The organism is Erwinia sp. TECH1 (assembly GCF_054057575.1).
The window spans coordinates 4,598,904-4,611,480 of record NZ_JBSRZK010000001.1; the positions used below are offsets into that span (position 1 = coordinate 4,598,904).

The following is a 12,577-nucleotide window of genomic DNA, read 5'->3' on the forward strand; positions in this document are numbered from 1 at the left end:
ATGGGATGTGCCACAATGACGGAACAAAAAGAGTCCTCTGCCATGGTTGAAGCAACCACCCCGGAGGAAGCGACCTTAACGCCAAAGCAACAGCCCGACCGTAAGCCACGCAATGCCGCTACGGCGCTGGCCGTGCTGGCGATTGCGATTGCGCTGGCTACGGGCGCAGGCCTCTATTTCCACGCCCGCACTCAGGCTCAGCAGCAGGCCGCGACCAACCAGGCGCTGGCTGACCAGCTTGCCAGTTTGCAGCAGGACGCCGCTGGCGAAAAACAGAATCTGGTGCGTCAGCTGGCCACGCAGAGCAGCGCGCTGGATACCGCACGCGCTCAGCAGGCGGCCACGAGCAAGCAGCTGGAAGAGCTGAAAGAGAAAGTGGCGACTATCTCCGGCAATGACGCACACACCTGGCTGCTGGCGCAGGCGGATTACCTGGTCAAGCTGGCCGGGCGCAAACTGTGGAGCGATCAGGATGTGACCACGGCCGCCGCGCTGCTGAAAAGCGCCGATGCCAGCCTGGCCGATATGAACGATCCCAGCCTGATCGACGCGCGTCGCGCGTTAACCCAGGATATCAGTTCGCTCTCCGCCGTCAGTCAGGTCGACTACGACGGCATTATCCTCAAGCTGAACCAGCTCTCCAACGGCGTGGATAATCTGCGCCTGGCCGATAACGACAGCGACGACGCGCCGATGGACGCCGACAGCGGTGAGCTTTCCTCTTCGCTGCGCGAGTGGCGACAGAACCTGGTGAAAAGCTGGCATAACTTTATGGATGATTTCATCACCATCCGCCGCCGCGACACCACCGCTGAGCCGCTGCTGGCCCCTAATCAGGATATTTACCTGCGGGAAAACATCCGTTCGCGCCTGCTGATTGCCGCTCAGGCCGTACCGCGTCATCAGGATCAGGTTTATAAGCAGTCTATTGATACGGTCTCTGCCTGGGTACGCGCCTGGTTCGACACTAACGATGCGGCCACCAAAGCCTTCCTGAGCCAGCTGGACGAGCTGAGCCAGCAGAGCGTGTCGATGGACGTGCCGGATACGCTGCAAAGCCAGCCGATGCTGGATAAGCTGATGCAAACGCGCGTGCGCAACCTGCTGGCCCAGCCGGGTGTCCAACAGCAGCAGGGAGAATGAGCATGCTTAAAGTACTGATTATTTTTGTCTTGCTGATGGTCGGCGTCGTGCTTGGCCCGATGCTGGCGGGCCATCAGGGTTACGTGCTGATCCAGACCGACAACTGGAATATTGAAACCAGCGTCACAGGGCTGGCGATCGTGCTGATCCTTTCGCTGCTGGTGATCCTGTTCGTCGAGTGGATCCTGCGCCGTTTATTCCGCACCGGCGCCAAAACCCGCGGCTGGTTTAAGGGACGCAAGCGCAGCCGGGCGCGTAAGCAGACTAACGCCGCGCTGATCAAACTGGCGGAAGGCGATCATCGTCAGGTTGAAAAGCTGCTGTCGCGCAATGCGGATCACGCTGAACAGCCGATGGTTAACTATTTGCTGGCGGCGGAAGCCGCTCAGCAGCGTAACGATGAGGCGCGCGCTAATCAGCATCTGGAACGCGCTACCGAGCTGGCCGGCAACGATCAGCTGCCGGTGGAAATTACGCGCGTGCGTTTACAGCTGGCGCGTAATGAAGATCATGCCGCGCGTAACGGCGTTGATCGCCTGCTGGAGGTCGCGCCTCGCCATCCGGAAGTGCTGCGTCTGGCCGAGCAGGCCTACGTTCGCACCGGCGCATGGAGCGCCTTGCTGGATATCCTGCCCGCTATGGAAAAAGCGCACGTTGCCGATGAAACGCACCGTCTGGCGCTACAGCAGCAGGCCTGGCTGGGCCTGATGAATCAGGCGATGGCCGATCAGGGCAGCGAAGGCCTGAAGCGCTGGTGGCATGACCAGAGTCGTAAAACGCGTCAGGAAACGGCATTGCAGGTGGCGATGGCGGATCATCTGATCGTTTGTGACGATCATGACAGCGCGCAGACCATCGTGCTGGACGGCCTGAAGCGCGGTTACGATGAGCGACTGGTGCTGCTGATGCCGCGCCTGAAAACCGGCAATCCTGAACAGCTTGAAAAAGCGCTCCGCCAGCAGATCAAGCAGCACGGCGCTACGCCGCTGCTGCACAGTACGCTGGGTCAGCTGTTGATGAAGCACGGCGAGTGGGAGCAGGCGAGCGAAGCTTTCCGTGAGGCGCTGAAGCAGCGTCCTGACGCGTTTGACTACGCCTGGCTGGCCGACACGCTGGATCGTCAGCACAAGCCGGAAGAAGCCGCGCAAATGCGTCGCGACGGTTTGCTGCTAACGCTGAAAAACAATCCCTGATCCAGGCTGGATTAACGAGCCGGGCGCCCTGCCCGGCTTTTTTTACCTGTAGCCCGATAAAAAAACACCCGCCGATTTGGCGGGTGTAAATAAACAGGCCGAAAGACCGGCTGGTACCTGACTCAACGTTTTGCCCTGAACCTCCGTTAAGGCCTGACGGCGATAGCGGCAGATGGACAACAGGTACCCTAATGGCTCTGCATCATTCCCGGGTTTATGAAGCTTACGCGAACATAAGAGATGGAATGAGCATTCTACAGGGGGATTGTAGCATATACCGTGCCAGGTCTTCAGCTACGCCTGTGAACGATGCTTATTTCTATTAAATTCAGCCTGTTATCCTGAAAATATTCTTATATTACTTTTCAGGGGCCGTCGCTAAAAAACAACAGAGGCCGTTTACAGCGTCGTCAGTCAGCGACAGCTTATGTACAGGCGGGTAAACCTTTTAAATAACAATGAGATGAATGTCGTCTTTCAGAGACAAAGCAGAGAAGCCCTCGCCGGAAGCGCTGTTTACTGTAAAACGCACGAAAGCCGGGACGTTATGAAGGCGGGAAGCAACGTTGTCTCGCTGCGCTCGGCGCAAACCTCCTTCGGAGGTTCTCATCCTCTGGAAACTACAGAGACAAAAAGGCCAGCTCGAGAGCTGGCCTTTTCTTAAAGTGGTCGGCGAGAGAGGATTATTCCCCTGCGGGCCGTTGCTGTAGCAACGTTGTCTCGCTGCGCTCGGCGCAAACCTCCTTCGGAGCTTCTCATCCTCTGGAAGCTACAGAGACAAAAAAGCCAGCTCGAGAGCTGGCTTTTTCTTAAAGTGGTCGGCGAGAGAGGATTCGAACCTCCGACCCACTGGTCCCAAACCAGTTGCGCTACCAAGCTGCGCTACTCGCCGAATACTGCTTTTACTGCGGCTTAAATCGCTTTAAGCGAAAACCCTGCCTCGGCAAGGTTTCAGGAATATGGTCGGCGAGAGAGGATTCGAACCTCCGACCCACTGGTCCCAAACCAGTTGCGCTACCAAGCTGCGCTACTCGCCGAAAACTGCGTACTGCTAAAGATTTTGTGGTGCGAAGAGAGGGACTTGAACCCTCACGTCCGTAAGAACACTAACACCTGAAGCTAGCGCGTCTACCAATTCCGCCACCTTCGCATACAAAATCTGGGGTGGCTAATGGGACTCGAACCCACGACAACTGGAATCACAATCCAGGGCTCTACCAACTGAGCTATAGCCACCACACCTGTTACTCGTACTGCTTTACTACCTAACGCGGTAATACTACCACCGCAGCTCTTGCGCACAAACTTAATGGCGCGCCCGACAGGATTCGAACCTGAGACCTCTGCCTCCGGAGGGCAGCGCTCTATCCAGCTGAGCTACGGGCGCGTAGCGCCGTTGCGGATGGGCATACTACGGATTCGAGCCGATCCTGTCCAGTGCTTTTTGCACAAAAAATTCCGTTTGCTTACGCTTTGTGCGTTCTGTCTAAACTACAGGCGTTTTAGCGCGTTAATGCTTGTCTTTTAACCGATGAGGCCGTTTAAAAGCCGTTAATTAAAGATCGCCGCGCAGGTGATAACGCAGGTATTTTAGCAGGCTGAGCTGCCTTCCAATCCGCGAAGGCTGCACGATCAGCCGATAAAGCCACTCAAAGCCCGTTCTCTGCCATATTTTCGGCGCGCGCTTCACGTTGCCCGTGAAAACATCGTAGGTGCCGCCTACGCCCATATAGAGCGCATCAGGGTAGAGAGCCTTGCAGTCGCGCATCAGGATCTCCTGACGCGGCGATCCCATCGCCACGGTGACAATCTTTGCGCCGCTGGCGGCGATGCGGGCAAACAGCGCTTCCCGATCGGCAGGCGCGAAATAGCCGTCCTGCGAGCCAACAATATTGACGTTCCACTGGCGCTTCAGCTTCTCTTCGGTCTGGGACAAAATGCCCGGCTTGCCGCCGACCAGGAAAACCGGCGTGCCTTCGCGGCCGGCACGCTCCATCAGTCCTTCCCACAGATCGGCTCCGGCAATACGCGCAACCTTAGCCTGCGGATACTTTTTGCGGATGGAGCGGACGATACTGATGCCGTCGGCGTACTTATATTCCGCCTCGTCGATCAGACGATGAATTTCCGGGCGGCTTTCCGCCGTCAGCACCTTTTCCGCATTGATAGCCACCAGCGTGCCGCTTTTCAGGCGTTCCCCCAGCCAGAGATAATCAAGGAATTCGGCCATATCGCGAAAGCCCAACAGCGTAATGCCGCGGATCGGGTAGTGCGGCGGCGTAAAAGCGGAGTCCATGACAGGTCCTTAAAGTTACTGGCTAACAGGTTTTGTTTTTGCGCCCGGATGGCGCACCGGCCGCGCACGGATTACGCCCGCGCTGTCGAACAACCAGTAGAGCAGCTTGGCTGCCACCACCGCCGCCGCAAAAATCAGGCAGAAGAACACCACGCGGGAGGCGAAGGCGTCCAGCCCTTCTCTGGCGAGCACGATCATATTAAAAACCGCGCCGAAGCAGAAGCTTTGCAGAATGGCGGCCTTGTAGCGATTATCCTCATGACGTCCTTTGGCATACAGCCAGTCGAACCATTTGATAATCATGCCTACCGCCACCGCGCCCAGCGGAATAAACCAGACGCCGCCCATCACCACCAGCGAGCCTAACAGCGTCGGCGAGATCGCCAGCCCGGAATGGTTGTTCAGCACTTCCCAGGTAAAGTAGTTGGCGCTGTTCAGTACCACCGAAGGCCTGTCCGGCCACAGCCAGCCCGGAATAAAGACGTAGAAATCCCGGACGATGGGCGCCAGCCCCTGGAATTCGATTTTGTCGTAATTTTGCAGCAGAAGACCCAAATTTTCCCAGGGCGAAAAGGTATCGCGCGTCAGGTAAAGGAAGGTGTAAAACGCCTCGCTGCCGCTGACGTCGAGGTTATAACGGCGCAGCGCCAGCCAGAACATGCCAACGATGCCCGCAACGCCAGCGGCGGCCAGCATCCACAGCGTGATCCAGCCCTGGATGATGCCGATAAAAAGAAACAGCGCAAAGGCGATGATGATGTTGGCGCGCGTGCCGCCGACAATCGCATAGGTCAGCAGCCCAAAAGCGACGGTAGCCACCAGGAACAGCAGCCAGCTTTTCAGGCCGGGACGCAGGAAGTAGACCACCAGCATCGCCGGGATAAAGAAGTAGAAGAAGCGCTTCAGCGCCACGCCCGACACTTCTGCCGAGAAAATCTGGCTGTAGCTGTGCAGCTTAAACAGCAGAAAACCGTTATGCAGAAAGAACACCAGCACCGTGCCCAGCGCAATCAGCGCCAGGATGCTCCACGTCAGGTGCGCCTCAACGCGGTTGATGGTGAACACCTGGCGAGCAGGCCTTTCCGTCGCCTGCCTGAGCCGGGTTTTATAGCTGACATAATAGATAGCGTAGAAGCAGGTTGCGGCAAGCATCGCCTGCAGCAAATACTCCGCAGGCACCACCTGCACATTGAAGCCAAACACCAGCACGCAGGTCAGCGGGAAGCCAAAGTAAAAGGTCAGCAGAAAAAGCAGCGAGAAGAAGACGTTGAAGTTAAACCGCACGCGCCGAAACTCTCGCCAGGTCAGCGTCAAAATTAGCCCCAGCGACAGCAGCCAGACCGACAGCAGGCCTGCAAACTGTGAAAACATCATGCCGTTGCTCCTTCCGCCAGCGCCAGCGCCTGCTGCCAGCCCGCCACAAAGGCCGGGTCGAAAAAGGCGATGGCGGCTTTATCCATGCCGGCCATCTGCCGCTTTGTTTCGGCGATCAGCTCCGGCGTCAGTTTATCACCGGCAAAAAGCACCGGCACCTGCTGCCCGGTCAGATCCTGCCAGAAAGGATTTTTACGGTTGATAACAAACGGAATGTTGGCCTGGATCAGCAGACACAGCGTGCCAATGCCCTGCTGGCGCTCGAAGATAAAGTAGCCCAAATCGCAACGGGCAAGTAGCGCCAGGTAAGCCGTAAAATCAAGCTTTTCGGTCAGCACGTTCAGCCTGGCGCCAAACAGCGCCGCGCCGGCTTCCCGCACGCGCTGGATATAAGCGTCGTTATTTGCCGGGTAGCCCATGGGCACAATGACGTTCACCCGCTCGCCGAACTGCTGATGGATTTCCTGCAACGCCTGAAGGTGACGGTTGCTGGCATCGCCGGAGTTGCCGACCAGAATGGTCAGCTCGCTGTTTTCTGGCGCGTCAGGCAGCGCGATCTGCGCCATGCGCGTCGGGAAATAGAGCAGCGAAGCGGGCACGGCAGGCTGACGCTGCTGGAAAAAGGCGATATCGCCGCGCGTGGCGAAGACATGACCGATGCGCTTTTGCGCCAGGCGACGCATGGCGTAAAACAGGCGGAACTTCAGGCCGCCAGCCTGCTCGTAGAGATCGGCGCCCCAGATATGCCAGTACGCCTGGTCAGGCCGGATTTTGCGCAGCAGCAGCGCCAGCCACAGCGTCGGATTGAACTGGCCATGAAAGAAAAAGCGCGTCTGTCGATCGGCCTGTGCGCGGGCAGTTACTGCCTCAGCAATGCTTTTTTTATCCTTAAACCAGCGAATAGCCAGTGAGGGAAACGCCGTCGCAGGTTCGCCCACGACCCAAAACTGGCGCTGTTCATTGCACGGCGCGGCCTGGGTCATGACGTCATTAAAAAACCGCAGAACGGTCTGGTTGTGGTGCTCAATCGGCGAGCCAAGAACGTGGATCAGTGTTGTCATACTTGTCTTTGATAAAGAAAAAATACGCCAGCGCAAAGCGCAAAATAGACGATGTAGGTTGCCATATAGGCCTGCGCCGCGCCGACAGCGCCGTGCAGTGGGATCAGCCACCAGGCAAACAGCGTCAGCAGCAGAAACTGGCTGACTTCCGTCAGCAGGTAAAAACGCAGCGAGGCTTTGGCAATCACCAGATAGCCGAACACATAAGCGCCTACCTTAAAAACGTCGCCGGTCAGCTGCCAGATAAAGAGGTCGCGCATCCCGGTGAACTTGCTGGAAAACAGCAGCCAGATCGCCACGTCGCGCAGCAGCCAGACGGTAAGGCTGACCGCCATCACCGCAGGCAGCACAAAGCTCAGCGACCGCCGGATCTCGCGCGAGATCGCTTTTTTATCGGTCAGCTTTGCCAGCGTCGGCAGCAGATAGACGCTGAAAGAGGCGGTGATAAATTGCAGATAAGCGTCCGAGATGCTGGTTACGCCCTGCCACAGACCGACCTGCTCCCAGCCGTCGTGCGCCGCCAGCAGATTACGCATCATCACCCAGGCGACCGGCAGCGTTACGGCGGTCATCAGCGCCATCAGCGTGAATTTACCCAGATTACGCGCGATGTCGCCGTGCCACTGCGGCTTAAGGAAATGCAGCGGCAGATGGTCGCGCTTTGCCAGCAACAGCGCCGCGGGCACCACTACCAGCGCCGGAACCAGCGCCATGCCGATCAGCGCGCCGCTGTAGCCGCCCAGCCAATAACAGACAAACCACGCCGCCACGCCGATCAGGCTGCCTGCGATCAGCGACAGCGCGTTGCCCATCGCATCGCGAAAGCCTTTGATCACCGCCAGCGCCAGGTTGGCCCAGGCGATGCCGACCTGCACAAAAGCCAGCATCCGCACCACGTTCGCATAGCCGCCGTGACCAAACAGGCCTATGCTGACCGGTTCGGCAAACAGCAGGAAAACCACCGCCAGCAGCGTAGAGAAGCCAAGCACCATTGCCGACGCCGTGCCGGTTACGGCGCGCAGCCGGGCAGGCTGCTGCTGATATTCCGCCACGTATTTGGTGACGCCGTTGAAGATGCCTGCGCCAGCCAGCACGCCCAGCACGGTGATTAGCTGGCGAAAGTTGCCCGCCTGCCCCACGCCCGCCGGGCCAAAGGACACGGCCAGCATCTTGACCACCAGCAGACCGGCAGCGATTTTTACCAGCGTGGACGCTGCCGTCCACACCGAAGCTTTAGCCAGCGACATATCAGAACCAGCTCAGCAGCGAGTTGATAACCGTTTTCTGGTTATTGTCGGAAAGGTTGTAAAACAGCGGCAGCCGCAGCAGGCGTTCGCTTTCCGCCGTGGTGTAGCAGTCCGTCCCGTGAAAACGGCCAAAACGCTGCCCGGCCGGTGACGAATGCAGCGGGATATAGTGGAATACGGCCAGGATTTCCGCTTCTTTTAACCAGTTAATCAGCGCGTTGCGGTCGTCGTTATCGCGCAGCTTGATATAGAACATATGCGCGTTGTGCTGGCAATCTGCCGCAAGGGTCGGCAGCGTAATTCGTCCGCTGGCGGCGACGGGCAGCAGCGCGTCGTAGTAGTTCTGCCACAGGCGCAGGCGCTGCTCGTTGATGCGTTTGGCCTCTTCCAGCTGCGCCCAGAGATAAGCGGCCTGTAAATCGGCCATCAGGTAGCTGGAGCCGATATCCCGCCAGGTGTATTTATCCACCTGGCCGCGAAAGAACTGGCTGCGGTTGGTGCCTTTTTCACGGATGATTTCCGCTCTTTCCACCAGCGCCGGATCGTTGATCAGCGTCGCGCCGCCCTCGCCGCCCGCTGTATAGTTCTTGGTTTCGTGAAAGCTGAAGCAGCCGATATGGCCAATCGTACCCAGCGCTTTGCCTTTGTAGGTAGCCATTACGCCCTGCGCCGCGTCTTCAATCACATAGAGTTTATGCTTTTCCGCCAGCGCCATGATCGTATCCATCTCACAGGCGACGCCCGCGTAATGCACGGGCACGATCGCGCGAGTTTTCTCGGTGATGGCCGCTTCGATCAGTTTTTCGTCGATGTTGAGCGTATCGGGACGGATATCGACAAACACGATAGTCGCGCCGCGCAGCACAAAGGCGTTGGCGGTAGAGACGAAGGTGTAGCTCGGCATAATCACTTCATCGCCGGGCTGAATGTCGATCAGGATGGCGGCCATCTCCAGCGAGGCGGTGCAGGAAGGCGTCAGCAGCACTTTACGACTGCCGAACCGGTTTTCCATCCACTGCTGGCAGCGACGGGTAAAGCCGCCGTCGCCGCACAGCTTGCCGCTGCCCATCGCGGACTGCATATACTCAAGTTCGGTTCCCACCACCGGTGGGGCATTAAACGGGATCATAAAATTACCTGTAGAGCCACCAGGCGGTGCGTTCAATTACGCCGCCGCAGCGATGATAAAGTCGGAGTGCCGGCAGATTGCCAAGCTGAGTGGCAACATGCAGACGCGTCAGGCGTCGCGCGCGACACCAGTCAATGGCGGCCTCGATCATGCGCTGACCGACGCCCAGTCCCTGCGCCTCAGGCAGCGTCGCCAGCAGGCCGATCCTGCCGCTGCCGTCGGCCAGCTCGCGCAGTGAGACGAAACCCTGTAGTTCGCCCTGGTCGTTGACGGCAATCAGGCACTGATGGTCGAAAGTCCCCAGTACAGCGTTTTCCACCCACTGCGCATAGAATCGCCCGCTGTCTTCCGCTTTATACCAGGGCGCGCGAAAGCGGCTGAAGGCAAAAGCGCTGCTGGCTACCTCGCGCAGCGCCGGAATATGTTCCTTACGGGCAATGCGAATGCCTTCCGGCCTGCCGCCCACGCCGATACCCAGCACGAAATCCGCTTCGCCTTCTACAAAGCGAAACCCCAGCGCGCTTAACGCATCCAGCTCCGCCGTCTGCTGCGACAGGATTTTCGCCTGGACGAGGTCATATTGCCGTAGCGACGCTTCATCGATCGGCGCCTCGTGCAGATCGACGGTCAGCAGGGCGCTGTTGATAGCGAAGAACGCGTTTTCCCACGTCAGCGGTTCGACGCGTCCCGGCAAAGCGGTGGCGTTCATCGCCAGAGGCCTTTGGTATCCACCAGCCAGCGCGAGCGCAGGCCTTCGACGTCGATGGTTTTGAACTGCTGATGATCCACCAGCATAACCAGCACGTCCGCCTGGCGTAACGCCTCTTCCTGCGTAACCAGCACGCTTCTCTCCGGCATCCCCTTCGGCAGCTCGTGAATATTCGGCTCCACCAGCTGGGTGACGCCCTGATGCCAGTCGGCGATCATCTGCGCCACTTCCATTGCCGGACTTTCCCGCAGGTCGTCGATATTGGGCTTAAAGGCCAGGCCAAAGCAGGCGATGGTCAGCTCGCTGGGGCGTTTGTCGCTGGCGACCAGGCACTCGGCCAGCTTTTTCTTCACCTGCTCCAGCACCCAGTGCGGCTTGCTGTCGTTAACTTCGCGCGCGGTGCGGATCAGGCGAGCCTGTACCGGATTCTGCGCCACAATAAACCACGGATCCACGGCGATGCAGTGGCCGCCGACGCCAGGGCCGGGCTGTAAAATATTGACGCGGGGATGGCGGTTGGCCAGCGCGATCAGCTCCCAGACGCTGATGCCCTGATCGGCACAGATCAGCGACAGCTCGTTGGCGAAGGCGATATTGACGTCGCGGAAGCTGTTTTCCGTCAGCTTGCACATCTCAGCGGTGCGCGAGTTAGTGACCACACACTCGCCCTCAAGGAATATTTTGTAGAGATCGCACGCTCTCTGCGAGCAAAGCGACGTCATGCCGCCGATCACGCGGTCGTTTTTAATCAGCTCGACCATCACCTGGCCGGGCAGTACGCGCTCCGGGCAATAGGCGATCTGCACGTCGGCTTTTTCGCCCGCGTGCTGAGGAAAAGCCAGATCGCTGCGCGCCATCGCCAGCCACTCGGCCATCTGCTCCGTCGCGCCCACGGGCGAGGTCGATTCCAGGATAACCAGATCGCCTTTTTTCAGCACCGGCGCGATGGACTCGGCCGCCGCTTTGACCCAGGCGAGATCCGGCTGGTGTCCGTCTTTGAACGGCGTCGGCACCGCAATCAGAAAAGCGTCCGCCGGCTCTGGCCGGGTGGTCGCCCGCAGATAGCCCTGCTCCACGGCCGTTTTCACCACCACGTCCAGGTCCGGCTCCACGATATGAATATCGCCGCGATTAATCGTCTCGACCGCTCGCGTGTTGATATCCACGCCGATCACTTTTTTCTGGCGGGAGGCGAAAGCCGCAGCGGTAGGCAGGCCAATATAGCCCAGCCCGATAACAGAAATGGTATTGAACATTATAAAGAAATCCGATTGTTTTTAAGGGCCTGCACAATACGTTCGCAGGCCAGGCCGTCGCCATAGGGATTATGGGCGCGGCTCATGGATTGGTAAGCCTCTTCGTCCGTCAGCAGGCGCGTCACCTCGCGAACGATTTTTTGTGTGTCAGTGCCTACCAGCCTGACGGTGCCTGCGTCTACCGCTTCCGGGCGTTCGGTGGTATCACGCATCACCAGCACCGGCTTGCCCAGCGAAGGCGCTTCTTCCTGGATGCCGCCGGAATCGGTCAGGATCAGCCAGGCACGATCCATCAGCCAGACAAACGGCAGGTATTCCTGCGGCTCGATCAGCACTACGTTGTCGATATCGCTGAGAATACGATTGACCGGCTCGCTGACGTTAGGATTCAGGTGCACCGGATAAACGATCTGCGCCTCGGGATGGCGGCGGGCGATATCGGCCAGCGCGCTGCAAATGCGCTCAAAGCCGTCGCCGAAGCTTTCCCGACGGTGCCCCGTTACCAGGATCAACTTCTTATCAGCCTCAAGGAAGGGATAGCGAGTCGCCAGGCCGTTACGCAGCTGCTCGTCGCTTAACACGCGATCGCGTACCCAAAACAGCGCGTCGATCACCGTGTTGCCGGTAACAAACATGCGCGCGGCGGGCAGATTTTCGCGCAGCAGATTTTGCCGCGCCGTTTCCGTCGGCGGGAAGTGCCAGGTCGCCAGATGCCCGGTCAGCGTGCGGTTGGCCTCTTCCGGCCACGGCGAATACAGATCGCCCGTACGCAGTCCGGCCTCCACATGCCCCACCGGAATGCGGTGATAAAAAGCCGCCAGGCTGGCTGCGAACGTCGTGGTGGTATCGCCGTGCACCAGCACGACATCCGGCCTGAACTCCGTAAACACGCCTTTCAGCCCTTCCAGAATACGGCTGGTGATCTCCGTCAGCCCCTGGCCTGGCCGCATAATATTCAAATCGTAATCGGGGACGATAGCAAACAGCTGCAGCACCTGATCCAGCATCTCACGATGCTGCGCGGTAACGCACAGACGCGCGTCTATCTCGCCATCCTGGGCAAGTGCATGAACCAGCGGAGCCATTTTTATCGCTTCCGGGCGCGTGCCAAAAACAGTTAATACTTTCACTGTTGTTCTCTTTCCTTCGTCTGTCAGGTAACTATAAAT

Annotated in this window: 10 protein-coding genes, 5 tRNA genes and 1 other RNA gene; 2 read left to right on the forward strand and 14 right to left on the reverse strand. The window is 58.6% G+C overall.

Going from position 1 to position 12,577, the window contains the following annotated elements; genetic code table 11:
* Positions 1-15: 15 nt before the first annotated feature.
* Together hemX and hemY are read left to right on the forward strand one after the other, a co-directional pair.
* Positions 16-1,143 (forward strand): uroporphyrinogen-III C-methyltransferase, encoded by a 1,128-nt coding sequence (gene hemX, locus ACVWZ0_RS21580; protein ID WP_253457216.1) that lies wholly within the window; start codon positions 16-18, stop codon positions 1,141-1,143.
* A 2-nt stretch (positions 1,144-1,145) separates the two neighbouring features.
* Positions 1,146-2,336: a protoheme IX biogenesis protein HemY gene (hemY, locus tag ACVWZ0_RS21585; protein WP_253457214.1), complete on the forward strand. Its 1,191-nt coding sequence runs from the start codon at positions 1,146-1,148 to the stop codon at positions 2,334-2,336.
* Between the two features lie 666 nt (positions 2,337-3,002).
* Here hemY and ACVWZ0_RS21590 read toward each other — a convergent pair.
* The 14 genes from ACVWZ0_RS21590 to wecB all read right to left on the reverse strand — a co-directional run bounded on the left by ACVWZ0_RS21590 (position 3,003) and on the right by wecB (position 12,538).
* Positions 3,003-3,116: non-coding RNA, RtT sRNA (locus ACVWZ0_RS21590), on the reverse strand.
* Between the two features lie 35 nt (positions 3,117-3,151).
* A tRNA-Pro gene (locus tag ACVWZ0_RS21595) sits at positions 3,152-3,228 on the reverse strand.
* Positions 3,229-3,296: 68 nt separating this feature from the next.
* Positions 3,297-3,373, reverse strand: a tRNA-Pro gene (locus tag ACVWZ0_RS21600).
* Positions 3,374-3,399: 26 nt separating this feature from the next.
* Positions 3,400-3,486: transfer RNA gene (locus ACVWZ0_RS21605), tRNA-Leu, on the reverse strand.
* A 10-nt stretch (positions 3,487-3,496) separates the two neighbouring features.
* Positions 3,497-3,572, reverse strand: a tRNA-His gene (locus ACVWZ0_RS21610).
* A 74-nt stretch (positions 3,573-3,646) separates the two neighbouring features.
* A tRNA-Arg gene (locus ACVWZ0_RS21615) sits at positions 3,647-3,723 on the reverse strand.
* A gap of 168 nt (positions 3,724-3,891) precedes the next feature.
* A complete protein-coding gene (wecG, locus tag ACVWZ0_RS21620; protein WP_253457211.1) occupies positions 3,892-4,632 on the reverse strand; it encodes a lipopolysaccharide N-acetylmannosaminouronosyltransferase in 741 nt (246 codons plus the stop codon).
* A gap of 15 nt (positions 4,633-4,647) precedes the next feature.
* Positions 4,648-6,006, reverse strand: a complete 1,359-nt coding sequence (wzyE, locus tag ACVWZ0_RS21625; protein ID WP_253457209.1) for an ECA oligosaccharide polymerase — start codon at positions 6,004-6,006, stop codon at positions 4,648-4,650.
* Positions 6,003-7,067 carry a TDP-N-acetylfucosamine:lipid II N-acetylfucosaminyltransferase gene (locus ACVWZ0_RS21630; protein ID WP_253457206.1) on the reverse strand — a complete coding sequence of 355 codons (1,065 nt, stop codon included), beginning with the start codon at positions 7,065-7,067 and terminating at the stop codon, positions 6,003-6,005. Before ACVWZ0_RS21630 ends, wzyE begins: the two co-directional genes overlap by 4 nt.
* Positions 7,064-8,314 (reverse strand): lipid III flippase WzxE, encoded by a 1,251-nt coding sequence (wzxE, locus tag ACVWZ0_RS21635; protein ID WP_253457204.1) that lies wholly within the window; start codon positions 8,312-8,314, stop codon positions 7,064-7,066. The genes ACVWZ0_RS21630 and wzxE overlap by 4 nt, the downstream gene beginning before the upstream one ends.
* Before the next feature lies 1 nt (position 8,315).
* Positions 8,316-9,443 (reverse strand): dTDP-4-amino-4,6-dideoxygalactose transaminase, encoded by a 1,128-nt coding sequence (rffA, locus tag ACVWZ0_RS21640; protein ID WP_253457201.1) that lies wholly within the window; start codon positions 9,441-9,443, stop codon positions 8,316-8,318.
* Positions 9,444-9,447: 4 nt separating this feature from the next.
* Complete coding sequence (gene rffC, locus ACVWZ0_RS21645; RefSeq protein ID WP_253457197.1) at positions 9,448-10,152, reverse strand: dTDP-4-amino-4,6-dideoxy-D-galactose acyltransferase; 705 nt, start codon at positions 10,150-10,152, stop codon at positions 9,448-9,450.
* Positions 10,149-11,411, reverse strand: a complete 1,263-nt coding sequence (gene wecC / locus ACVWZ0_RS21650) for a UDP-N-acetyl-D-mannosamine dehydrogenase (RefSeq protein WP_253461189.1) — start codon at positions 11,409-11,411, stop codon at positions 10,149-10,151. Before wecC ends, rffC begins: the two co-directional genes overlap by 4 nt.
* Positions 11,408-12,538 (reverse strand): non-hydrolyzing UDP-N-acetylglucosamine 2-epimerase, encoded by a 1,131-nt coding sequence (gene wecB, locus ACVWZ0_RS21655; protein WP_253457195.1) that lies wholly within the window; start codon positions 12,536-12,538, stop codon positions 11,408-11,410. The genes wecC and wecB overlap by 4 nt, the downstream gene beginning before the upstream one ends.
* Positions 12,539-12,577 lie beyond the last annotated feature (39 nt).